Origin of the sequence: Streptococcus sp. IMAU 99161 (assembly GCF_014435245.1) — a bacterium.
In the GTDB taxonomy this organism is placed as follows: Bacteria; Bacillota; Bacilli; order Lactobacillales; family Streptococcaceae; genus Streptococcus; species Streptococcus lactarius.
Map to the genome: position 1 here is coordinate 90,522 of NZ_JAAPAW010000009.1, position 21,679 is coordinate 112,200.

24 protein-coding genes are annotated in these 21,679 nt (G+C 42.0%); 22 read left to right on the forward strand and 2 right to left on the reverse strand.

Annotated elements, in window-relative coordinates; translation table 11 throughout:
• Positions 1–231 precede the first annotated feature (231 nt).
• Both HA044_RS04940 and glmS read left to right on the forward strand, forming a co-directional pair.
• A complete protein-coding gene (locus HA044_RS04940) occupies positions 232–927 on the forward strand; it encodes a gamma-glutamyl-gamma-aminobutyrate hydrolase family protein (protein WP_187539811.1) in 696 nt (231 codons plus the stop codon).
• A 281-nt stretch (positions 928–1,208) separates the two neighbouring features.
• Positions 1,209–3,017, forward strand: a complete 1,809-nt coding sequence (glmS, locus tag HA044_RS04945) for a glutamine--fructose-6-phosphate transaminase (isomerizing) (protein WP_187539813.1) — start codon at positions 1,209–1,211, stop codon at positions 3,015–3,017.
• A gap of 200 nt (positions 3,018–3,217) precedes the next feature.
• Here glmS and HA044_RS04950 read toward each other — a convergent pair whose 3' ends face one another.
• Positions 3,218–4,075, reverse strand: a complete 858-nt coding sequence (locus HA044_RS04950) for a 5'-nucleotidase, lipoprotein e(P4) family (RefSeq protein ID WP_187539815.1) — start codon at positions 4,073–4,075, stop codon at positions 3,218–3,220.
• Between the two features lie 443 nt (positions 4,076–4,518).
• Here HA044_RS04950 and HA044_RS04955 point away from each other — a divergent pair, with 443 nt between their 5' ends.
• The 14 genes from HA044_RS04955 to HA044_RS05020 all read left to right on the forward strand — a co-directional run bounded on the left by HA044_RS04955 (position 4,519) and on the right by HA044_RS05020 (position 14,156).
• A complete protein-coding gene (locus HA044_RS04955) occupies positions 4,519–5,520 on the forward strand; it encodes a uroporphyrinogen decarboxylase family protein (protein ID WP_187539817.1) in 1,002 nt (333 codons plus the stop codon).
• A gap of 17 nt (positions 5,521–5,537) precedes the next feature.
• A complete protein-coding gene (locus tag HA044_RS04960) occupies positions 5,538–5,738 on the forward strand; it encodes a hypothetical protein (protein ID WP_187539819.1) in 201 nt (66 codons plus the stop codon).
• A 98-nt stretch (positions 5,739–5,836) separates the two neighbouring features.
• Complete coding sequence (locus HA044_RS04965) at positions 5,837–6,835, forward strand: uroporphyrinogen decarboxylase family protein (RefSeq protein WP_187539821.1); 999 nt, start codon at positions 5,837–5,839, stop codon at positions 6,833–6,835.
• A 27-nt stretch (positions 6,836–6,862) separates the two neighbouring features.
• Complete coding sequence (locus HA044_RS04970) at positions 6,863–7,741, forward strand: transporter substrate-binding domain-containing protein (protein WP_187539823.1); 879 nt, start codon at positions 6,863–6,865, stop codon at positions 7,739–7,741.
• A 66-nt stretch (positions 7,742–7,807) separates the two neighbouring features.
• Complete coding sequence (locus HA044_RS04975) at positions 7,808–8,500, forward strand: amino acid ABC transporter permease (RefSeq protein ID WP_187539825.1); 693 nt, start codon at positions 7,808–7,810, stop codon at positions 8,498–8,500.
• A gap of 3 nt (positions 8,501–8,503) precedes the next feature.
• Positions 8,504–9,190, forward strand: a complete 687-nt coding sequence (locus HA044_RS04980; protein WP_187539827.1) for an amino acid ABC transporter permease — start codon at positions 8,504–8,506, stop codon at positions 9,188–9,190.
• Positions 9,191–9,209: 19 nt separating this feature from the next.
• Positions 9,210–9,974 (forward strand): amino acid ABC transporter ATP-binding protein, encoded by a 765-nt coding sequence (locus HA044_RS04985; RefSeq protein ID WP_187539829.1) that lies wholly within the window; start codon positions 9,210–9,212, stop codon positions 9,972–9,974.
• A gap of 111 nt (positions 9,975–10,085) precedes the next feature.
• Positions 10,086–10,478 (forward strand): DUF1310 family protein, encoded by a 393-nt coding sequence (locus HA044_RS04990; RefSeq protein WP_187539831.1) that lies wholly within the window; start codon positions 10,086–10,088, stop codon positions 10,476–10,478.
• A gap of 66 nt (positions 10,479–10,544) precedes the next feature.
• On the forward strand, positions 10,545–10,928 hold the full coding sequence (locus HA044_RS04995) for a DUF1310 domain-containing protein (protein ID WP_262407541.1): 384 nt from the start codon (positions 10,545–10,547) through the stop codon (positions 10,926–10,928).
• Positions 10,921–11,307: a DUF1310 family protein gene (locus HA044_RS05000; protein WP_187539835.1), complete on the forward strand. Its 387-nt coding sequence runs from the start codon at positions 10,921–10,923 to the stop codon at positions 11,305–11,307. The genes HA044_RS04995 and HA044_RS05000 overlap by 8 nt, the downstream gene beginning before the upstream one ends.
• Before the next feature lie 181 nt (positions 11,308–11,488).
• Positions 11,489–11,875, forward strand: a complete 387-nt coding sequence (locus HA044_RS05005; protein WP_187539837.1) for a DUF1310 family protein — start codon at positions 11,489–11,491, stop codon at positions 11,873–11,875.
• 2 nt (positions 11,876–11,877) lie between these two features.
• The gene (locus tag HA044_RS05010) at positions 11,878–13,479 is read left to right on the forward strand and encodes a hypothetical protein (RefSeq protein ID WP_187539839.1); all 1,602 of its coding nucleotides are present in this window, start codon (positions 11,878–11,880) and stop codon (positions 13,477–13,479) included.
• A complete protein-coding gene (locus HA044_RS05015) occupies positions 13,458–13,835 on the forward strand; it encodes a type III secretion protein (protein ID WP_187539841.1) in 378 nt (125 codons plus the stop codon). The genes HA044_RS05010 and HA044_RS05015 overlap by 22 nt, the downstream gene beginning before the upstream one ends.
• Positions 13,836–13,856: 21 nt before the next feature.
• Positions 13,857–14,156, forward strand: coding sequence for a hypothetical protein (locus HA044_RS05020; RefSeq protein ID WP_187539844.1), 300 nt, complete (start codon positions 13,857–13,859; stop codon positions 14,154–14,156).
• A gap of 58 nt (positions 14,157–14,214) precedes the next feature.
• On the opposite strand, the gene HA044_RS05025 is transcribed toward HA044_RS05020, so the two are convergent.
• Positions 14,215–15,057, reverse strand: a complete 843-nt coding sequence (locus HA044_RS05025; RefSeq protein ID WP_187539846.1) for a DUF4839 domain-containing protein — start codon at positions 15,055–15,057, stop codon at positions 14,215–14,217.
• Positions 15,058–15,426: 369 nt separating this feature from the next.
• Between HA044_RS05025 and HA044_RS05030 the strand changes: the two genes are divergently transcribed.
• The 6 genes from HA044_RS05030 (at position 15,427) to rseP (ending at position 21,665) form a co-directional block, all read left to right on the forward strand.
• The gene (locus HA044_RS05030; protein WP_187539848.1) at positions 15,427–17,547 is read left to right on the forward strand and encodes an AAA family ATPase; all 2,121 of its coding nucleotides are present in this window, start codon (positions 15,427–15,429) and stop codon (positions 17,545–17,547) included.
• A gap of 233 nt (positions 17,548–17,780) precedes the next feature.
• Positions 17,781–18,026 carry a hypothetical protein gene (locus HA044_RS05035; protein WP_187539850.1) on the forward strand — a complete coding sequence of 82 codons (246 nt, stop codon included), beginning with the start codon at positions 17,781–17,783 and terminating at the stop codon, positions 18,024–18,026.
• Between the two features lie 156 nt (positions 18,027–18,182).
• On the forward strand, positions 18,183–18,497 hold the full coding sequence (gene yajC, locus HA044_RS05040) for a preprotein translocase subunit YajC (protein WP_187539852.1): 315 nt from the start codon (positions 18,183–18,185) through the stop codon (positions 18,495–18,497).
• Between the two features lie 309 nt (positions 18,498–18,806).
• A complete protein-coding gene (locus HA044_RS05045) occupies positions 18,807–19,556 on the forward strand; it encodes an isoprenyl transferase (RefSeq protein ID WP_187539854.1) in 750 nt (249 codons plus the stop codon).
• Between the two features lie 9 nt (positions 19,557–19,565).
• A complete protein-coding gene (locus tag HA044_RS05050) occupies positions 19,566–20,369 on the forward strand; it encodes a phosphatidate cytidylyltransferase (protein WP_187539856.1) in 804 nt (267 codons plus the stop codon).
• A 36-nt stretch (positions 20,370–20,405) separates the two neighbouring features.
• Positions 20,406–21,665 carry an RIP metalloprotease RseP gene (gene rseP, locus HA044_RS05055; RefSeq protein WP_187539858.1) on the forward strand — a complete coding sequence of 420 codons (1,260 nt, stop codon included), beginning with the start codon at positions 20,406–20,408 and terminating at the stop codon, positions 21,663–21,665.
• Positions 21,666–21,679 lie beyond the last annotated feature (14 nt).

A 21,679-nucleotide genomic window follows, 5' to 3' on the forward strand; every position in this document is an offset into this window, starting at 1 on the left:
CCTTTATCTGCAACCTTCAACAGTCTCCCAGACTGTTGAAGCTGTGCGGAGGTGGGACGACGAAATCGAAGTCTAACGAATGACCGATTTCTGTCCCACTCTCTTTTTATCTAGTGAACAGGTGTTGAAGATAGAGGAGGGACATTTTCTTTCAAAAACTCTCCGTTGAGACTCTTTTGAAATTGTGTTACAATATGGCATGAAAATGAATGAAAGTATATGGAAACAAGTATGAAAAAAAGACCAGTGATCGGAATTACAGGAAATGAAAGGCCCTTTCCAGATGATCCAGACGCGAATATGAGTTATGCGGCTACTGGCTTTGTCGAAGCGGTCAAAGAAGCAGGAGGGATTCCCTTGATCCTGCCAATTGGAGATGCCGATTTGGCCAAGCATTATGTCGCGATGATCGACAAGCTCATCATCACCGGTGGGCAAAATGTCCTACCAAAGTTTTACGGAGAAGAAATCACCATCGATAGTGATGACTATCTCTTGAAGCGCGATCTATTTGAGCTGGCCTTGATTGAGGAAATGCGCATAGCGAAGAAAGCCATTTTTACAGTCTGCCGTGGGACCCAACTTTACAATGTCGCTCTTGGTGGAACCTTGTACCAGGAGATTGAGCACCATTGGCAGGATAACCCCGGTCAATACACCAGCCAAGAGTTAGTGACCAAGGATCAAACGATCCTACATGAAATCTATGGGAAGACCAGTCGCATCAATTCTTTTCATCATCAAGGTATCAAAGACTTGGCAGCCGGCTTAGAAGTGATCGCGCGCAATCCAAAAGATAAGATCATCGAGGCGGTTCAAGCTACTGATGAAAGCCGTTTTCTCGGAGTTCAGTGGCATCCGGAACTGCTGTTTGACAAGAGCCCAGCAGACCGCAAGCTTTTTGAATACGTGGTGAATGAGTTGTAAAGAAAAAACTTAGTAGAGTAGAAAATCTGCTAAGTTTTTTAGTGACTGACTTCAATATTTTCGTGCCGTTCACGCCCTTTGTATCTTAAGGTTTCCTTAACTAGACCAATTTCTTGTATTTCTTGGTTGACAAACAGAAAGAAGCATTGTATACTGACTCCGCTGGTTATTTTTTAGGTAAATTAGACTAGACCAATTTTTAAAAAATAACTGAGAAATCGACCATAGGTCGTTTGACTAAGTAAAGGGGAAAGTATAGCAAGGGCTATATCGTAAAAACTATGTGCGGAATCGTTGGTGTTGTAGGAAATACAAATGCTACGGATATTTTGATTCAAGGACTTGAAAAACTCGAATACCGAGGCTATGACTCTGCAGGTATTTTTCTGGCCAGTGAAGGCCAGAGCCAATTGGTAAAGGCAGTTGGGCGTATTGCAGAATTGTCAGCCAAGGCAGCAGGTGTTGAAGGAACAGCCGGAATCGGACATACCCGCTGGGCCACTCATGGAAAACCAACTGAGGACAATGCCCACCCACACCGTTCAGAGACTGGTCGCTTTGTTTTGGTCCACAATGGGGTTATTGAAAACTACCTTGAAATCAAGGAAGAATACCTAGCAGGTCACCATTTCAAGGGGCAAACCGATACAGAAATCGCGGCCCACTTGATCGGAAAATTTGCGGAAGAAGAGGGCTTGTCGACGCTTGAAGCCTTCAAAAAAGCCCTCCACATCATCCGTGGAGCCTATGCCTTTGCTTTGATGGATGCAGAAGATCCAAGCACCATCTACGTGGCAAAAAATAAATCACCACTCTTGATCGGTCTTGGCGATGGCTACAATATGGTCTGCTCAGATGCTATGGCCATGATTCGTGAAACCAACCAATACATGGAAATCCATGACCAAGAGTTGGTCATTGTCAAAGCTGACAGCGTTGAAGTCCAAGACTATGATGGACATGTCCAAGAACGGGATAGCTACACGGCTGAACTCGACCTTTCGGATATTGGAAAAGGGACTTACCCTTACTACATGCTCAAGGAAATCGATGAGCAACCAACTGTGATGCGTAAACTCATCCAAGCCTACACCAATGAATCTGGTCAAGTAGTGGTAGACCCAGCTATTATCAAAGCGGTTCAAGAGGCAGACCGCATTTACATCCTTGCGGCAGGGACCTCTTACCACGCAGGATTTGCTTCTAAGAAGATGTTGGAAGAATTGACAGATACCCCAGTGGAACTGGGTATCTCCTCTGAGTGGGGCTACGGCATGCCGCTTCTTAGCAAAAAACCGCTCTTTATCTTCATCAGTCAATCTGGTGAAACAGCTGATAGCCGCCAAGTATTGGTCAAAGCAAATGAAATGGGGATTCCAAGCTTGACAGTGACCAATGTTCCAGGTTCCACTCTTTCACGTGAAGCAGACATGACTATGTTGCTCCATGCGGGTCCTGAAATTGCGGTCGCTTCCACCAAGGCATATACAGCTCAAATCGCAGCCCTAGCCTTCCTTGCCAAAGCCGTTGGGGAAGCCAATGGCAATGAAAAGGCAAAAGCCTTTGATTTGGTGCACGAATTGTCTATCGTTGCCCAATCGATCGAATCAAGCCTTTCAGAAAAAAAAGTGATCGATGAAAAAGTCCGTGGCTTGTTGGAAACAACCCGCAATGCTTTCTATATCGGACGTGGCCAAGATTACTATGTTGCCATGGAAGCCAGTCTGAAACTAAAAGAAATTTCTTACATCCAATGTGAAGGCTTCGCAGCGGGTGAGTTGAAACACGGTACCATTGCTTTGATCGAAGACGGTACACCGGTCATCGCCCTCTTGTCTGATCCAGTCCTAGCCAGCCACACACGTGGGAACATCCAAGAAGTGGCAGCACGTGGGGCTCATGTCTTAACCATTGCAGAAGAAAATGTCGCGAAAGAGACAGATGATTTGGTCTTGACAGCGGTTCACCCTTACCTCTCTCCGATCTCAATGGTAGTGCCAACTCAATTGATTGCTTACTTTGCAACCCTTCATCGTGGACTCGATGTTGATAAACCACGCAACCTTGCTAAATCCGTAACGGTTGAATAAGCTTGTCTATCTAGAAAAAATGAGGCTAGGACAAAAGTCCTAGCCTCTCTGTTTTTGGATTGTCGAGCAAGACGCAGTGGTTGAGTGGGCTCTACTACGCTGATTCCATCAGCTTTTACAGCCCTACTCAACTGTGCGGAGGTGGGACGACGAAATCGAATTCTAACGAATGACCGATTTCTGTCCCACTCTCATTTGCTTTATTTGTCAAAACCTTGCAAGGCTTTGAGGCGTTCTTCTGTTTGTCCCTTGGCATCTAGTTTTTTACCTTGGTAAACAGCAGATTCCCATGATCCATACATTGGATTTGGGAAGATGATGAATTTTTCACCAAATTCTTTTTGCAATTCTTCTAATTTCTTGTCGCGATCAGCTTCAGAGGTCTTAGAGAAGTCTGCGAAGTCGACCAGGTTGTCCCCAAAGAGTAAGACAAGATTAGTTTTTTCTTGTACAGTTTGGCGACGGCCTTCTTTTGATTTGACCCCTTCTTCTAAGAACATGAGGTGGTCACGTCCTTGGACCGGGATGCCTTCTTTTTCAAGATTCTTGATGGTATCATCTACTTGAGAGGTGGTGCGGTCAGAAATGTAGTAGATTTGAACTCCGTTTTGATTCGCAAATTGAAGGAAATCTTTGGCACCTGGCACTGCTTTTGCGGCTGCCTTTTTCACCCAAACATCCCAATCTTTAGGATTGAAGGCTGTACCGTCTTTGACGTTTTGAACTTGGTAAGGGCTATTGTCTAAGACAGTTTCGTCCAAGTCTAAAACGATCGAGTAAGGCTTATCAGAAGGCGTTTTTAGGATTTCCTTCAAACGGTCCGTAGCGACATTGTATCCTTGCAAATACAAGGCCTTTGTTTCAGCAGCCTTTTGGTACCAGAGAACAGACATGGTATTTTCTTGCGAGCGCTGTTGGTCATAGGTCAATGTGACCTGATTTTTAGAGCTAGTTGAGTTCGCTTCTTTTGTTTTAGTTGTGTTGCTTCCACAACTGGTCAATAAAATGACAGAAGCAAGAGCAGAAACGATGGTAAAGGTGGTTTTTGTTGTTTTCATAAACCGTAGACTCCTTAAAATTATTCTAAGGAAATTATACTCCTTTCGATTTTGACTGACAAGAAAAAGAAGGTGAATGCTTTCTATATCATGAGGAAACGTGAGGTTACAAAATGTTGATCTAATAGGATTCATTGTACAAAAATACCTATTTTTTTTATTCTAAAAAGAGGGGTATAGTTTTATATTATAACCGGATCAAGAAAACAGCAAAGCTGTCTTTTTCTTCTATCATCAAAAAATGGATAAGAATGCGCGCAAGTCTTTATTCGCAAGGACTTGTGCGTTTTTGCTACTCGCTTCAATAAAGAAATTTTAAGGACTTGATAGGGAAAATATATTAGTCAGTAACCTTTTCAGGTGATATCATGGTTACAAATTTCAGAAGTGGCGAGGTAGAACAAAGGCCCTACTCGCCAAGAGTTGAAGGAGGTTGACACAGCATGAGTAAAAAAGAGTTGGTTCTTCGTGCCATTCGAGGTGAAAAAGTTGAGCGAATCCCTGTAGGATTCTGGCTTCATTATGTGACCCAAGAAGAAAAAGAGTTGGGTCTAGACAATCCAGCCGTACTTGAAAAAAGTATCAAAGGACACCAAGAGTATGTTGAAAAAATTTCACCTGATTTTGTTAAGATCATGAGCGATGGCTTTTTCCGCTATCCGAGTGCTCTTTATTCGAGAGAGATCCAATCGATCCAAGAATTGAAGGACATTCAACCGATTGGAGAGCACCATCCTTGGATTGAACAGCAGATTGAAGTCGTCAAGGAGATTCGTTCCCATTTTCATGAGGAGATTGCTTCTTTCTACAATATCTTCTCTCCTATTTCCTATTTGAAACGCTGGTTCCGGACGGATCAATCCCGTGGAGACCAAGTGATTGCAGACTTTCTCAAGGAAGATCCAGAAACCTTGGCCCATGTCCTTGATGTGATTGCAGGAGATATCGATACTTTAAGTCGCCGCTTGATCCAAGAAGCAGGTGTGGAAGGGATTTACTTCTCCACCCAGCAGGTCCAAGATGAGCGCGTGACGGAGGAAGAATACCGTAAGTTCATTGAACCGAGCAACATCGCTGTCCTAGAGGCGGCTAGTGAGGCAGGCGGCATTAATATCCTTCATATCTGTGGTTTTGAAGGAGCCAGCAATGAAGTGGACCTCTTCAAGGATTATCCAGCCCAAGTCATTAACTGGGCGACTCATCATGAAGGTCTGAGCCTAGCAGCAGGTCGTAAGCTCTTTGGTGATCGTGCCGTCCTAGGTGGCTTTGTCAATGGCAAGAACGGCCTGCTCTACCAAGGGGAACGAGCAGCAATCGAGCAAGAAACGCGTCGCTTGGTGGCAGAAGCCGGTAGTCGCGGTTTGATCCTTGGAGCAGACTGCACGGTGCCAGACGATTTCCAATTGGAACGCTTAGATTGGGTACGCCAGGCAGCCGTCTTGTAAGAAGAAAGGAGAGGGAGATGAAAAAGATTCATGTGTGGTGTATCGTGATGACAGTCTTGTTTTTAGTCTTAGGACTTGCAAAAGCTACTGCAGCAAGTCCTAAGGTCAAGGCGAAAAAAGACCCGGATATGGCAAGGCTAGAGAAGATTCCGGCACACAGCCTCTCCCTCATCCGCCCGTCTGATGTGGCAGGCATTCTCCTACTAGATGGCCAGTGATAAAAAAAGATGAAGGCCTTGATAAAAAATATATATTAGTCAAAGCAGAATTGCCGTGTTAAGATAACAAGCAAGAAAAAAGAGAATGAGGTAAGAGGATGTCTACAAAAAGAGAATTAGTGTTAAAAGCTTTTAAAGGAGAAGCAGTTGATCGCGTGCCAGTTGGATTTTGGCATCATTTCACAACAGAAGAAGAATGGTTAAAAGGATTTTCCAATCCGGAAATTATTGAAAAAAACCTCAATGGCCATAAAAACTTCCTTCACACTGTCAAACCAGACTTTGTCAAACTCATGAGCGATGGCTACTTTGCTTATCCCAATCCAGCCATTCACAAGGGTCTTGAAAACATCTCAGACTTGGCAGGGATTGAACCTCTCGGAGCGGATCATCCATGGATCACAGAACAAGTAGAGCTTGTGAAAAAAATCCGTGCCGATTTTGAAGAGGATATTGTCGCCATTTACAATATCTTTGCTCCGGTAACCTACTTCAAATGGTTGGTCGGAGAAGTTTCAGGGGGAGATGACTTGATCGCAAACTTTATCGATCAAGATGCAGCAACTCTTAAAAAAGTATTGGACACCATTGGCCAAGATATTGCCAGCCTGAGCCAACGGATCATTAAAGAAGCAGGAGCAGACGGGATCTACCTCAGTGTTCAAAGTATCCAAGATGCGCGCGTGAGCCAAGAAGTGTACAAACAAGTCATTGCGCCAAGTGAACTCCATGTCTTAGAAGCAGCCAATGAAGCAGGTGGGGTCAATATCCTTCATATCTGTGGCTATGAAGGAGCTCGCAATGATATCCACCTCTTCACAGACTACCCAGCCCAAGTCTTTAACTGGGCAGTCGGACCAGAAGGCATCAGCTTGGCAGAAGGACGTGAAATCTTCGGTGGTCGTACCGTCCTAGGCGGCTTTGAAAATGGCAAAAATGGCCTTCTCTACACAGGAGACAAGGCTGCGATTCAAGCAGAAACCAAACGCATCATCGCAGAAACTGGAACCACAGGCTTGGTGATCGGTGCCGATTGTACCATTCCAAGTGACATTGATGAAGAACGAATCGAATGGGTTCGGGAAGCAGCAAAATAAGGAAAATAGAAAGAAGGAGAACAGAATATGAGTAAAAAAACGTGGATTATCGGTGGTGTAGCAGTACTTGCCATTGCAGGAGCAACGATTATTGGACGGAGCTTGAACCATGCAAACGACAGCAAGGGCTCAACAGGATCGAACAAGGTAACCACCTTGAAAGTAGCCCACACGCAAAACTATGTGCCTTACGATTTTGTCGATGAAAAAGGGCAATCAGATGGTTATGAAGTAGCTGTTTTGAAAGCCATTGATGAAAAACTGCCAGACTACAAGTTTGAGTACATTGGAACGAGTGATGACGATCTCTTGATCGGCCTAGAATCTGGTAAATACGATATCGGAACCAAGGGAGCTTGGTATACCGAAGAACGTGCCAAGAAATTTATCATTCCAAAAGAGGCAATCGGAGCTAGTATTATTGGATTTACTGTGAGAAAAGAAGATGCCAAGAAATACAAGAGCATCGATGACTTTGCCAAAGAAAAAGGGAAATTGGTTCCGATCTCCCCACAAAATGCGCAATGGAATGTCATCAAAGAATACAACGAAAAGCATAAGGATCAACAAATCGAATTAACAGCTGCTGAATCGTTCAAAGTGGCAGATGCCTATGCTTGGGTTCTGGAAGGTCGTTATGATGCCTTCTTTGACATCAAACTTTCCTTTGAAAAAGCTGTCACAGATAAAGAAGGTTCCTACCACCAATACGCAGACAAACTCAGCTGGTTTGCCTACAAAGGAATTCCAACTTACCCATTGATTCATAAGGATAAGAAAAACGAAAAATTTGCGGAAGAATACAGCAAGGCCATCAAAGAATTGGAAAAAGATGGGACGCTTGCTAAATTATCCAAAAAATATTTCGGTGAAGATGTCTTCAGTTATGTAGATAAAGAGAAATAAGATGGAACTGGGTGCGCATAGGCCCAGCTTCCTTATTTCTATCCGGATAAAGAAAGGAAAAGAAAGATGGTCTCATACGACATTTCCAAGGTCTGGTCATTTCTTCCAACCTTGGTCCAAGCCTTGCCAGCGACCCTAGCTTTGATGCTGTTAACGACGGTTCTTGGTTCTGCTTTTGGCTTGGTTTTGACCTGGGCACAGGTATCAGAAGATAAGGTAGGAGCAGGTCTAGCAAAAGGCTATGTCTTTACCTTGCGCTGTACCCCTCCGATTGTCTTGCTCTTTTTGGTCTTTTATGGACTCCCTCAATTTTTGAACTGGTGGTTAGGCATTGACATTGATCACTGGTCCAAGTTTGTCTTTGTCCTTGTAGCCATGTTTCTTCTCTTTGCTGCTATGATCTCTGAGGTCTTCAAGGCCGCTTATTTGGCCATTCCAAAAGGACAGATGGAAGCAGGATTGAGTATTGGCTTGACGCCACCTCAAACCATTTGGCGCATTGTCCTTCCCCAAGCCTTTCGTGTAGCTCTTCCCAATATGACGACGGCCATCTTGAACCTTATGCGCGATGCTGCTTTGGCTTATACCATTGGCTTTATCGATATCATGGGAGCAGGAAACAACTTGATCAGCCGCAATCTTGGGAATTATTCCCTCGAGACCTATACAGCTGTAGCAGTAATCTACTGGGCGATTGCCCTTGTAATCTCCTTCTCCGCTCAACTGCTTGAGAAACGACTCAGTGTAACAGAAAGGTAGCTTATGGATTTTAATTTTATTAGTAAAACATTTCTAGCCACCTTGGGTGGTGTTCCAGTGACCCTTCTGATCATGGTCGTATCGATCCTCTTGAGTTTTTTTCCAGCCCTCTTTTTGGCACTCGGTCAGATCTACAAGGTCAAAGGGGTTCGCAGTTTCTCAGTGGTTTACTTAGCCTTTATTCGCGCGACACCTCCGATTCTCTTGATTCTCTTCTTTTATAGTCTCTTTCCTAGCCTCTTAAATAGCTTTTTTAAGAGTATTGGCAGTCACTTTAATGTCTTTGAGATCAATCCCATTTACTATGCCTTTATCATCTTTAGCTTGATGACAACAGGGAGTCTGGCTGAAATTCTACGGTCAGCCATTCTGACGGTGGATAAGGGCCAGCTTGAAGCAGCGCAAGCCATTGGTTTGACCAACCGCCAAGCCTATATCCGCATCATTTTTCCACAAGCCCTGCGTGCAGCCCTGCCCAATCTCTGTAACCTGGTCATCAACTTGGTCAAAGGGACCTCTCTTGTCTTTGTCATGACCATCAAGGATATCACCGCCATTGCCAAGGTCGAAGCCTCTTATGGCTATCAATATTTTGAATCCTATCTCGTGATTTTTATTCTTTATATTGTCATTTGTGGCCTGATTCAGTGGGGATTCAACCTCTTGGAAAAACGCCTGACACTCGCATAGAAGAAGGAGAAATAAGAAGATGTTAGAAGTAGAACACGTATCGAAAAAATTTAAGGATCATCAAGTCCTGGTAGATGTTAATCTCAAGGTTAACCAGGGGGACGTCGTTGTTATTTTGGGTCCATCTGGATCAGGAAAAACAACCTTCCTTCGCTGCATCAATCACCTGGAAAAGGCGGATACTGGTCGTTTGAATCTGGGTGGGAAAGAGTATGACCTCTCAAAACTCAGTAAAAAAGAAATTTTAGAAATCCGCCAAAAGACAGCCTTTGTCTTCCAGCACTACAATCTCTTTGCCAATAAAACAGCGCTTGAAAATATTCTAGAAGGCCTGATTGTAGCTCGGAAGATTCCAAAAGAAGAAGCTCTTCAACGGGCAGAATCAGCCCTCGAAAAAGTTGGCCTCCTTGCTTATAAGGATTATTATCCGTCCCAATTGTCAGGTGGCCAGCAGCAACGGATCGGAATCGCACGTGCCATTGCAGTGAAACCAGACGTGATCTTGCTGGATGAGCCGACTTCAGCGCTAGACCCAGAATTGGTCGGGGATGTACTGGCTGTCATGAAGCAATTGGCCCAAGAAGGAGTGACCATGGTTGTCGTGACGCATGAGATGGGCTTTGCGCGTGATGTAGCCAACCACGTCATCTTTATGGATGGCGGGCACATCATCGAAGAAAATGAACCGCATGAATTTTTCAACAGTCCAAAAGAAGAACGAACCAAACAATTCCTTTCGCGAATTTTATCCGATGCTACTTATAGTGTCGAATATATGATTTAACAAGAGACACACCCTAGTTGGGGGTGTGTTTTTTGATTCTGGAAAAAATTATTTTTAAAAAAAGAGTCATTTTCGAAAATAATTACGAATAATATAAGTGAGAGGACAAATATGAAATACAAGAAACTGAAATTAGTGCTCCTATTGCTGCTGGCTTTGTCCCTAGGAGGTTGCAGTCTTTTTACGGATAAAGCTGCTGAGATAAGGGAAATGATTCAGATTGCAGAAAGCACGAAAATGGAGCGAGCGATAAAACACTTGTTAATCAGTATCGATCCTAAAGCTTTCACTTCAGAAGGAGTCATTCACTCCTATACCCTGATAAAAGGTAAATTGGAATACAACCCAATGGGAGGCATGAATGTCTATCTCGTTATCAATGGCGATAAAAAGTTAACGATCGATACGACTGTTCAAATGGAAGATTCAGGACAGTTCGAAGCAGGTAGTTACGGTATTTCAGCAGAATTAAGCCGTCTGTTAAGAGAAGTAGAAGAGGATTAATAAACTCATTCAGGCAAGTAATTTATGGAAGCATCAAAGGAAAATATGAGGTATAAAAAAAGATGGATGTTATGGTTATTGATAACCTCTTTGTGTTTAGGAGGATGTAGCATTTTTACAAATAAATCCGCTCAGAGGCGAGAAATGCTAGATATTGCAGAGAGTAAGCAATCAAAAATAGTTCTCGAAAATATATTGAGACAAGAAGATCCCCATGCATTAACAGCAAAGGGGATTGTAAAGTCATATAAAATCAACAAAGACCGACTGAGGTACAACCCTATGGGAGGATTGACGATAGAAATGGTGATTAACAATGATGAGAATTTAACTATTACGACAACCTTAACACAAGAGGATGATGGCCATCTAGAACAAAATGGAGTGGTCATTTCAGGGGAATTATCCAAGAAATTAGTAAATAATAAGGGCTTGCTTGAGAATGAATAAAAGATACAGCATAGTTGTAATCATGGTCCTATTGAGCCTACTTCCAAGTGGCTGTAGGCTCATTACCGGACACTCCACCAATAATCAAGAAATGATTCAAATCGCTGAGAGTCAGAAGATGAAAGTGGCAGTCGAAAATCTGTTAAACAAATTAGATCCAAAAGCCCTTACACCAGAGGGAAAAATTAAAACTTATAAAATTTCGAGATCTGACTTGGATTACAATCCAATGGGAGGGCTAATGATCAAAATTATTATAAATGATAACGAAGATTTATTATTAAATACAACTATCCAAGAGGACTCGACAACTGGTGAGTATGAAGAAACGTATCTTAGTAAAACAAAAGAGTTAAATGACCTTCTAACTATCCAATAATTTAAACAAATTTTTCTAAAATGTAAAACTGTAGATTTTATCTAGACTGAACCTGTATATTACATCAATAAGTAGTGCTTGTAACCTTTTAGCAATGTTTTTTAACAAAAGTAACATTTCAGACGTTGATGGAATTTTGTATAATAAATTTTAAGAAAACTAGAGAAAGAAATGGGAAGAAATGAAAAAAAGTAAATTAATTGTATTGGTACTGGTAGTATTTGGTCTGAGTATAGGAGGCTGTAGTCTCATTACCGGACACTCCACCAAAAAGCAAGAAATGATTGAGATCGCAGAGAGTCAGAAGATGAAAGTGGCAGTCGAAAATCTGTTAAAAAAATTAGATCCAAAAGCCCTTACACCAGAAGGAAAAATTAAAACTTATAAAATTTCAAAATCTGACTTGGATTACAATCCAATGGGAGGGCTATTAGTGAAAGTAGTTATTAATAATGATGATAGGTTAGTTTTGAGTACAACTATCCAAGAGGAGGCTACAACAGGGAAATATGAAGAAACGTATATTGGAGAAACAGAGGAGTTAAGTGATTTATTAGAAAAGGATTGATGATGGCTAATAATTTAAATTACAATGATAAACAAAATGTTGATGCTGCCCTACTTGAATACGAAAAAGATGTCAAAGTAGATGGAAAATTTAAAATTGGAACGAAGAATGATGAATACATTGGCAATGTCGCTCATATCTATGATAATGTCAACGGACATGAAGAGCAGGTCTTTGTTCTTACAAATAATGGCCAAGGTGCAAAACAAAAAGCAGTCCCTTATGATGCCTCCGATGAAGCACGTGCTCAAGTTCAAGATGTTACGGTTTTGATGAAGGGATCTGAAACCGGAATGGATCCAGGAAAATTACGCCATGATACCATCACCGATTGGTTAGGGACAGATTTACCAACAGCTATTCAGATACTGACTCCTGGTGGTGCTAGCAATCATGTAACGGAGTATGCGAAGAAACTTGCGCGAGAAAAGGGTAAGGATTATTTTAATAATACTGTTGAAGCTTTTGAAGACGCGATTCTTCCGAACTCTTTGGCTCTTCCACCAGATGCTACGCCCTTAGGTAGGTTTTGGAAAAAAGTGCTGGATAATCCTGTCAGTAATTTCGTACAGGAAAAAGCATCAGATGCGGTCGGCTATTTTGCGGAAAGAACAGTTGAGGAACAACTTCGATTTTCTTCTTTAGTAGCAGCTGCTCTTTTTAAAAAATACAATGACAAAAATGGGACGTTTCCACCTCCGCAATTCAAAGATGCTGCAACTCATTTGAAAGAGGTTATCCAAAAATACCCAAATGCCAAGATTGATCTATACGGTCACTCTCTGGGATCCATGGATATTCAGTATGCTCTAGCCTGCTTGACGGAAGAGGAAGCTGCTCACGTTGGGACTGTCCATGTATACAATGGCCCGAATATTTACAATATATTAACGTCTGAGCAGAAAAAACGGTTAGATGCTCTCAAATACAAGATTTATAATCATATTGACCATAAAGATTTGGTTAGCCTTGGATATCTGGATTCTGGAAGTCAGGGAGCTAGTGGGATAGTCAAGCACCTCAAAACAAAAAATCTGAAAAATACGGGCCTTCAGCACATGATGCATGGCTATATCTATGATCAGAATGGAAATCTGGTCCTTGAAAAGGGAACCGAAGCCATCACTCGGAAGGAAATCATTGAAGAGCGGATGAAGGTTTATTACCGCCTGAAGGATAAATTAGAAAAAACAGGTGGTGGTCTCAGTTCGAATGAGAAAATTTATCTGGACGCTTTGCAGACACGGTTGGCCGCAGATGAGCTGATTCGCGTAGTAGATGAAGGGGTGGATCAAGCTCAGAAGCTTAAAACACGCCTGGCTTCAGATCTAGAAAATGTGGAGAAGGCCTTACATACAGTTCCAAGTGGCTTTATCCTCAGTCCGGTAGAAGTCGAGGAAGCCTATGCAAAAGCTGGTGCGACAAGACAAACAATCGTCACAGAAGTGAAAGAAAAGTTCGACAGACGTTTGTCTACCTATCAGTCCTTATCTCAGGAATTTCATACCTTTAAAGAACAAGTGAATTCAGGTATTGAGCTCTTGAAGGCAAAAGATCAAGAAATAGCAGGAGAAATGAATCAGTGGGATCAACTAGCCTATTAATCCAGTCATCTCATTCAAAAAAGGAAAGTACACTAGATCGTTTAGAAAGAGATTACCATCAAGCACGCTTGGAGCTAGATGAGAAACGGAATCTACTCGAAAAAAAGCAACAACAGTTCACTCAGCTGCTGGAAGAGGAATATGCCATGGCAGCATCCTTTTTACAAAAGCAAGAATTGGATGTGGAATGTGAATGGCGGGCCCTGAATCACTGCATAGAACTGTATGATCTAGAGGCAAGAGAAGCCTCGCAAGACTGTTTGAGACAGATTGAAGCTGAGGAGGAAAGCTTGTGGCAGTCTTATCAAAAAGAGAGACGCCAATTGGAAGAAAAAATAGAGCGAGAAACGGCTTAATAATTGAGAAGGGGAGAAGATATGGGAGATCAGTTTGTCAAAGATTTTTTTGATTTAGACATGAAGGAAAAAATGCAACTCATCGAAAGTCGGAAGAACATTGAAAAAGAATTGGTACGAATGGTCTATGCACCAGTCTTAATGATGCATACATCGGGGCTTGAACGGCAGTACAACCGTGATTTAAATGGAATTGTATCAGCTGCTAAAGAAGATATCCAGGTTGTAGGCAAACAAATAGACCAGTCGGTAACTGGACAATTTGCTAAATCTGTAAAGACCACGATTGAAGAAAAAACAGAAAAGTTAAATACAGTGTAAAAAGTATACAAGTAAAATTAAAATCATAGAAAAAGCCACATCAATGAGTGGCTCTTTTCTATCGAGGGCTTATTGCTATAAGACCTAAATGTAATATTTCTTGTACTTTATTATACCCTGACAATCTTGCTTTTATATGAATATTTTCTCCTTCAAGTATGTTATTACCATTAAAGCTTTTAAATTCAGGATCTACCGCAGGACGTACCTCATCTAATTTAAAATTTGGTGACGGGACTGCTTCATTTGGACCTTTATAATCTCCTGAATAGATTAGGATGTCGTTATAAGTATTTCGTCCCTCGCTTTTTGCGATATCAGCAATATGACCATCAAATTCCACCACTTGTCCTTTATATTTATTAACGAATTCGTTGATCTTATCTGGATCTTCAGTTTGTAGAATTGTTGCAAATTCTGTGTTATTTTTATCAGTGAGAATTGAAGGAGTGCTAGAGGAACTACTAGCACTGGAAGAACTGGACAACGTTTCTGAACTGCTTGTTTTGGAACTTTCTGAAGAACTACTTTCAGTTTTTATACTAGATGATGTAGGATCAGTAGTTTGCTTCGTGATTTTTGAACTAGGGGTTGCTTGTTTGGCGGATTTTGATGTGTTATCCTTAGGGCCAAAAATGATGAGTAAGCCTGCTATTACAATAAGCAAGATGGCACCAGCGATACTTCCAATAAGTTGTAGCATTTTCAACTGATCTCGTTTCCGTATCTCCTCACTAGATAGTGGAGTGATAGAAACCTCGGCTTCTTTAGAAAATAATCCGAATATACCTCCACTTCCTTCTTCTAGTACTTCAATGGTCGCATCTTCTTTTTTTACGTTTAAATCTTTAAGACCTTTTTTAATAGCTTCTTCAACATTTTTTCCTTTATAAATCCCCATGATATTATCCTTAATTAGTTATTTTATAATCATTTTACCTAGATTTTATAAAAAAGTAAAGAATAATTTAGAAAAATTATGTAAAAAATGTTGACAAAGAAATTAATCTGCGATATAATAATTTATGTAAACAAATAGGAATCAAAAGCTAAGAGTTTACAAGATCAATAGTGTGAAAGGAGATTGTGTGATGCTATTTCCAAAACTAAGACAACTAATTGATAAAAGGAAGAATAGAAACGGATAGCCTTTGAGGCTATTATTAAAACGAAAAACAAAAATTATGTAAACAAATAAATAAAAAAGCAGTCGTTTGGTCTGCTTATTCCTAAGAATAAATAAAAATTATGTAAATTAGAGGTAACAACTATGAATAACAACTTTAACAATATGGATGATCTTTTCAATCAACTGATGGGCAACATGGGTGGTTTCCGTTCGGAAAGCCGTCGCTACATGATCAATGGTCGTGAAGTGACACCGGAAGAATTCGCCATTTACCGTCAAACAGGTCAACTTCCAGCTGATGGTAGTGAACAAGCTCAACACAGCCAAGCGAAAGGCATGAAGCAAGATGGGATTCTTGCAAAACTTGGTCGCAACTTGACCCAAGAAGCACGTGAAGGCAAATTGGATCCAGTCATTGGACGGAATGAAGAAATTCAAGAAGCTGCGGAAATTTTGTCTCGTCGTACCAAGAACAATCCGGTCCTTGTTGGGGATGCTGGTGTAGGTAAAACTGCAGTAGTAGAAGGTTTGGCACAAGCTATCGTAAATGGTGATGTCCCAGCTGCCATCAAGAACAAAGAAATTATCTCGATTGATATTTCTGGTTTGGAAGCAGGTACTCAATACCGTGGTAGCTTCGAAGAAAATATCCAAAACTTGATTCAAGAAGTCAAGGCGATGGGAAATGTCATTCTCTTCTTTGATGAAATCCATCAAATCCTTGGTGCAGGGAGCACAGGAGATGGTCAAGGATCGAAAGGCCTTGCGGATATTATCAAGCCTGCCCTTTCACGTGGGGAATTGTCCGTAATCGGGGCAACGACCCAAGACGAATACCGCAACACCATCTTGAAGAATGCGGCTCTGGCTCGTCGTTTCAACGAAGTCAAGGTCAATGCTCCGTCTGCAGAGGATACTTTCAAGATTCTCCAAGGAATCCGTGACCTTTACGAAAAACATCACAATGTCATTTTGCCAGATGAAGTCTTGAAGGCAGCGGTTGACTATTCTGTCCAATACATTCCACAACGGAGCTTGCCTGATAAAGCGATTGACTTGGTCGATGTGACAGCTGCTCACTTGGCAGCCCAACATCCAGTAACAGATGTGCACGCTGTGGAACATGAAATTGAAGAAGAAAAAACCAAACAAGAAGAAGCTGCCGCTAAAGAAGATTACGAAGCAGCTTTGAAAGCAAAAGTTCGTATCGAAGAACTTGAAAAGAAAATTGCTAACCATACAGAAGACCATAAGGTGACAGCAACGGTCAATGATGTCGCAGAATCAGTAGAACGGATGACCGGTATTCCAGTATCACAAATGGGGGCAACGGATATCGAACGTTTGAAAGAAATGGGTCATCGTTTGCAAACCAAGGTCATCGGTCAAGACAAGGCTGTAGAAGCAGTAGCGCGTGCCATCCGTCGGAACCGTGCAGGCTTTGACGAAGGGAACCGCCCAATCGGTAGCTTCCTCTTTGTAGGTCCTACAGGTGTCGGTAAGACGGAGTTGGCTAAACAATTGGCTCTAGATATGTTTGGTACCAAAGATGCGATCATTCGTTTGGATATGTCAGAATACAGCGACCGCACAGCTGTTTCTAAATTGATCGGTACAACTGCTGGTTATGTTGGTTATGATGACAACAGCAATACCTTGACAGAACGTGTCCGTCGTAATCCATACTCTATCGTCCTTCTGGATGAAATCGAAAAGGCCGACCCTCAAGTGATCACCCTTCTCCTCCAAGTTTTGGATGATGGTCGTTTGACAGATGGTCAAGGAAATACCGTCAACTTCAAGAATACAGTGATTATCGCTACTTCAAACGCTGGCTTTGGTTACGAAGCGAATTTGACAGAAGATGCGGACAAGCCAGAACTCATGGATCGGTTGAAACCATACTTCCGCCCAGAATTCCTCAACCGTTTCAACGCTGTAATTGAATTCTCACACTTGAGTAAGGAAGACCTTTCTAAGATTGTGGATTTGATGTTGGTAGATGTCAATAAGACCCTTTCTAAGAAAGAAATTGACTTGGCTGTAAGCGAAGCTGCCAAAGCTTATATGACCGAAGAAGGATATGATGAAGTCATGGGTGTTCGTCCACTCCGCCGTGTGGTTGAACAACAAATCCGTGACAAAGTTACCGACTTCCACTTGGATAACTTGGATGCTAAACATCTAGAAGCCGATATGAAAGATGGAGTACTGGTCATTAGAGAAAAAGAAATGACAAAAGAAGAAGGAACAGATCAATAAATCTTATCCTTTAAGATTTGTTGAAAAAAATGAAGACTGCTATACCCTAGCGGTCTTTATTTTTTCTTCCCACCTAGGGGAAATTATTCGCTGATTTAGGGTAAATTTCACTAATTTGGGCTAAAAAAACATCAATAATTAGTGAAAATTATAGTATTTGAGCACAAATATTAATAAATAAAGAAAATAAGTATATAATCTATACAAGAAAAAAATTGAGGAATGGGAGAACAATGAACAATTCAATGGATATCTACTCAACTCCAGAATATAGAAAGGTAGAAGCCGTTGTTCAGCTGATGGTGGATGGACGCTTGACGAGTTACCGTGTTGCTACTGAAACCAATATCAGTAAAATGAGCTTGGCGACCTTAACCAAGGGAACGAGTAAGATTAAAAATATCACCTATCAAACCGCATTGGCCTTGATTGATTGGTATGAAGAAAATCATGAAAAGTATGGCATTACAATTGACTAATTAGTCGCCCACTTTTCGTGGTTTTTCTTTTTGCTTTAGCTTTGGTTCCATCCTTGAAACAATGGGTAAATTTTTGCGGAAATAAATGGGAAAGCTTGAAAAGACAAGCAAAATTTGATATAGTATACCATATATTGAAAATTTAAGGAGAAAGATATGCCAAACGCAAGTTTTCTGATTGTTCTCATTGCCATGTTTGCTTTGATGTTTTTCATGAGTCGTAGCCAAAAGAAACAATATCAAAAACGGATGGAAAGTTTGAATAAACTTCAAAAAGGAAATGAAGTCATCACAATTGGTGGTTTGTATGGAACGATCGATGAAGTGGATACAGAACGTAAGACGGTTGTCTTGGATGTAGATGGTGTCTACCTGACCTTTGAATTGGGAGCCGTTAAAACAGTTCTTCCAGTTTCAGAAGGATCAGCAGAATCTACCACAGAAGAATCTGATTCAGCATTCGAACAATAATCATCTAGAGAGTGGGACAGAAATCGGTAATTCGTTAGAATTCGATTTTGTCGTCCCACCTCCGCACAGTTGAGTAGGGCTGTAAAAGCTGATGAAATCAGCGTAGTAGAGCCCACTCAACCACTGCGTCTTGCTCGACAATCCAAAAACAATTGAGAGGCTAGGACTTTTGTCCCAGCCTCTTTTAGTGGATGAGAGTGCGCTTTTTTTGATGGAAAGCCATGCTCCTCCAAATAAGAGGCCAGAGTCCCTATTTTAATGGGATTTATGGTATAATGAAGCGATCAATATTGAAATAGGTAGAAAAACATGTTTCCTTTTAAGAAAAAAGAAAAAAACGAGATCCCCTTAGAAGTCCCGAAACATATTGGCATCATCATGGATGGCAATGGTCGCTGGGCGAAAAAGCGGATGCAACCGCGTGTTTTTGGCCATAAGGCAGGGATGGAAGCCCTCCAAGAAGTGACCATTGCGGCGAAAAATATGGGGGTTCAGGTCTTGACGGTCTATGCCTTTTCAACGGAAAACTGGACGCGTCCAGAAGAGGAAGTCAAGTTCATCATGCACTTACCGGTGGAATTTTATGATCGCTTCGTTCCTGAATTGCATCGCAACAATGTCAAAATTCAAATGATTGGCGATACCAAAAAATTGCCAAAAGAAACCCTAGAAGCCTTGGAAAGAGCTGAAGAAAAGACCAAGGACAACACAGGATTGATTCTGAATTTTGCCCTCAACTATGGGGGACGTGCTGAAATTACTCAGGCTGTGAAGCAACTGGCTCAAGAAGTGAGAGATAGCAACCTGAGCCCAGAAGAGATCACGGAAGATCGTATTGCTGATTGCCTCTATACGCAAAGTTTGCCTCGTGATTTGAGAGATCCAGATTTGATTATCCGGACCAGTGGAGAGCTTCGTTTGAGCAATTTCCTTCCTTGGCAAGCTGCTTATAGCGAGCTTTATTTCACAGATGTGATGTGGCCAGATTTTGGAGAGGATGCACTACGGAGTGCCATAGTAGATTATAGCCATCGCCATCGGAGATTTGGCGGTGTTTAGGAGAAAATGATGACAAAAGATTTACAAAAACGTGTGATTTTTGGTGGAATTGCCCTGCTCTTTTTCATTCCAACAGTGATGGTTGGGGGGGTATTCTTCCAGATTGTAATTGGCTTGATTGCCATGCTGGGTGTTCATGAATTGCTGAAGATGAAGGGGCTTGAGACTGCGACCTTTGAAGGGGCGCTCGCTATGTTGGCAGCCTTTGTATTGACCTTGCCGATTGAGGACTATTTGACTTACCTGCCAGCAGATGGCAATATGATTGCCTATGGTTTGGTGGTCTTGATCCTCATGGGAACAACGGTTCTCGCTCAACAGTACAATTATGAAGATGTGGTCTACCCCATTGCGTCCAGCTTCTATGTAGGGCTTGGTTTCCATTCTCTAGTAGATGCGCGCATCGCTGGTATTGACAAGGTCTTGTTGGCGCTCTTTATTGTTTGGGCGACAGATTCAGGTGCCTATCTGGTTGGTAGCCAGTTTGGCAAACGCAAGCTCATGCCTGCCGTTTCTCCCAATAAAACGGTTGAAGGCAGCCTAGGTGGGATCTTGTCAGCCGTTGCAGTGACCGTGATCTTTATGATGGTTGATCGCTCAGTGGCAGGTGGACATGGGTTGATCGCTATGATCTTCTTTACCATCCTCTTTAGTATCGCAGGTCAATTTGGTGACCTGGTAGAGAGTGCGATCAAACGCCACTTTGGTGTTAAGGATTCTGGGAAATTTATCCCCGGACATGGCGGTGTTTTGGACCGTTTTGATAGTTTGATTTTTGTATTTCCCTTGATGCATTTCTTAGGCTTATTCTAGAAATGAATCGTTAGAAAGGATAGTGCGGATAGAACGATGCAATTTATTGCTTTTATTGTTATTTTTGGAGTGATCGTACTTGTCCATGAGTTTGGTCATTTCTATTTTGCGAAAAAATCGGGCATCCTGGTGCGAGAATTCTCAATCGGGATGGGACCCAAGATCTTTGCCCATATTGGTCAGGACGGGACAGCCTATACCATTCGGATCCTTCCTTTAGGTGGTTACGTTCGGATGGCTGGCTGGGGGGAGGACACGACGGAGATTAAGACTGGTACTCCCGTCAGCTTGACACTCAATGAGGCTGGTAAGGTCGTCCGGATCAATCTTTCTGGAAAGAATCTGGATCAGACAGCCCTTCCTATGAATGTTACCCAGTTTGACTTTGAAGATAAATTAGAAATCACGGGCTTGGTTCTCGATGAGACAAAGACCTATGATGTCGATCATGATGCAACCATCGTTGAGGAAGATGGGACCGAAGTGCGGATTGCACCGAGAGATGTTCAGTATCAGAATGCCAGCATTTGGGGACGATTAATCACCAACTTTGCGGGTCCTATGAACAATTTCATCCTCAGTATTGTGGTTTATTCTCTCTTAGCCTTTATGCGCGGTGGTGCGATTGATTACTACAGCAACAATGTTCAAGTCGCACCTGATGGGGCGCTGGCTAAGGTTGGTGTCAAAAGCAATGTTCAGATCCTTCAGGTAAACAACGATACCGTGAGCAACTGGGATGAATTGACAGATGCTGTGGAAAAGGCGACCAAGGACAGCAAGACTGCTCCGGAGTTAACCTTGAAAGTCAAGACAGACGGCAAAGAAAAAGAAGTCAAAGTGAAACCAACCAAATCAGGAGATCGTTACTATCTGGGTGTGACAAACGGGATCAAGACAGGCTTTATGGATAAGCTCTTGTCTGGCTTTACAGACACTTGGAACACGGCGACCCGGATCTTGGGAGCTCTGAAAGATATTATTTTCCACTTTAGTCTCAATAAACTGGGTGGTCCAGTCGCTATCTACAATGCCAGCTCACAAGCGGCTCAACTAGGAATTCCTGCTGTGTTATCCCTCATGGCCATGCTCTCGATTAATATTGGAATTTTCAATCTGATCCCGATTCCAGCCTTGGATGGTGGAAAAATCTTGATCAACCTGATCGAAGTGGTCCGTAGAAAACCGCTCAAGCAAGAAGTAGAAACCTATATGACGCTCGCAGGTGTAGCTCTGATGGTGATCTTGATGATTGCTGTCACCTGGAACGATATTATGAAATTATTTTTGAAATAGAAAAGGAAGTTGTT

What these genes read in the sequence shown, in the direction of transcription:
- HA044_RS04940 (WP_187539811.1), top strand. Translation starts at nt 232, where the DNA reads ATGAAAAAAAGACCAGTGATCGGAATTACAGGAAATGAAAGGCCCTTT.
- glmS (WP_187539813.1), top strand. Translation starts at nt 1,209, where the DNA reads ATGTGCGGAATCGTTGGTGTTGTAGGAAATACAAATGCTACGGATATT.
- HA044_RS04950 (WP_187539815.1), bottom strand. Translation starts at nt 4,075, where the DNA reads ATGAAAACAACAAAAACCACCTTTACCATCGTTTCTGCTCTTGCTTCT.
- HA044_RS04955 (WP_187539817.1), top strand. Translation starts at nt 4,519, where the DNA reads ATGAGTAAAAAAGAGTTGGTTCTTCGTGCCATTCGAGGTGAAAAAGTT.
- HA044_RS04960 (WP_187539819.1), top strand. Translation starts at nt 5,538, where the DNA reads ATGAAAAAGATTCATGTGTGGTGTATCGTGATGACAGTCTTGTTTTTA.
- HA044_RS04965 (WP_187539821.1), top strand. Translation starts at nt 5,837, where the DNA reads ATGTCTACAAAAAGAGAATTAGTGTTAAAAGCTTTTAAAGGAGAAGCA.
- HA044_RS04970 (WP_187539823.1), top strand. Translation starts at nt 6,863, where the DNA reads ATGAGTAAAAAAACGTGGATTATCGGTGGTGTAGCAGTACTTGCCATT.
- HA044_RS04975 (WP_187539825.1), top strand. Translation starts at nt 7,808, where the DNA reads ATGGTCTCATACGACATTTCCAAGGTCTGGTCATTTCTTCCAACCTTG.
- HA044_RS04980 (WP_187539827.1), top strand. Translation starts at nt 8,504, where the DNA reads ATGGATTTTAATTTTATTAGTAAAACATTTCTAGCCACCTTGGGTGGT.
- HA044_RS04985 (WP_187539829.1), top strand. Translation starts at nt 9,210, where the DNA reads ATGTTAGAAGTAGAACACGTATCGAAAAAATTTAAGGATCATCAAGTC.
- HA044_RS04990 (WP_187539831.1), top strand. Translation starts at nt 10,086, where the DNA reads ATGAAATACAAGAAACTGAAATTAGTGCTCCTATTGCTGCTGGCTTTG.
- HA044_RS04995 (WP_262407541.1), top strand. Translation starts at nt 10,545, where the DNA reads ATGTTATGGTTATTGATAACCTCTTTGTGTTTAGGAGGATGTAGCATT.
- HA044_RS05000 (WP_187539835.1), top strand. Translation starts at nt 10,921, where the DNA reads ATGAATAAAAGATACAGCATAGTTGTAATCATGGTCCTATTGAGCCTA.
- HA044_RS05005 (WP_187539837.1), top strand. Translation starts at nt 11,489, where the DNA reads ATGAAAAAAAGTAAATTAATTGTATTGGTACTGGTAGTATTTGGTCTG.
- HA044_RS05010 (WP_187539839.1), top strand. Translation starts at nt 11,878, where the DNA reads ATGGCTAATAATTTAAATTACAATGATAAACAAAATGTTGATGCTGCC.
- HA044_RS05020 (WP_187539844.1), top strand. Translation starts at nt 13,857, where the DNA reads ATGGGAGATCAGTTTGTCAAAGATTTTTTTGATTTAGACATGAAGGAA.
- HA044_RS05025 (WP_187539846.1), bottom strand. Translation starts at nt 15,057, where the DNA reads ATGGGGATTTATAAAGGAAAAAATGTTGAAGAAGCTATTAAAAAAGGT.
- HA044_RS05030 (WP_187539848.1), top strand. Translation starts at nt 15,427, where the DNA reads ATGAATAACAACTTTAACAATATGGATGATCTTTTCAATCAACTGATG.
- HA044_RS05035 (WP_187539850.1), top strand. Translation starts at nt 17,781, where the DNA reads ATGAACAATTCAATGGATATCTACTCAACTCCAGAATATAGAAAGGTA.
- yajC (WP_187539852.1), top strand. Translation starts at nt 18,183, where the DNA reads ATGCCAAACGCAAGTTTTCTGATTGTTCTCATTGCCATGTTTGCTTTG.
- HA044_RS05045 (WP_187539854.1), top strand. Translation starts at nt 18,807, where the DNA reads ATGTTTCCTTTTAAGAAAAAAGAAAAAAACGAGATCCCCTTAGAAGTC.
- HA044_RS05050 (WP_187539856.1), top strand. Translation starts at nt 19,566, where the DNA reads ATGACAAAAGATTTACAAAAACGTGTGATTTTTGGTGGAATTGCCCTG.
- rseP (WP_187539858.1), top strand. Translation starts at nt 20,406, where the DNA reads ATGCAATTTATTGCTTTTATTGTTATTTTTGGAGTGATCGTACTTGTC.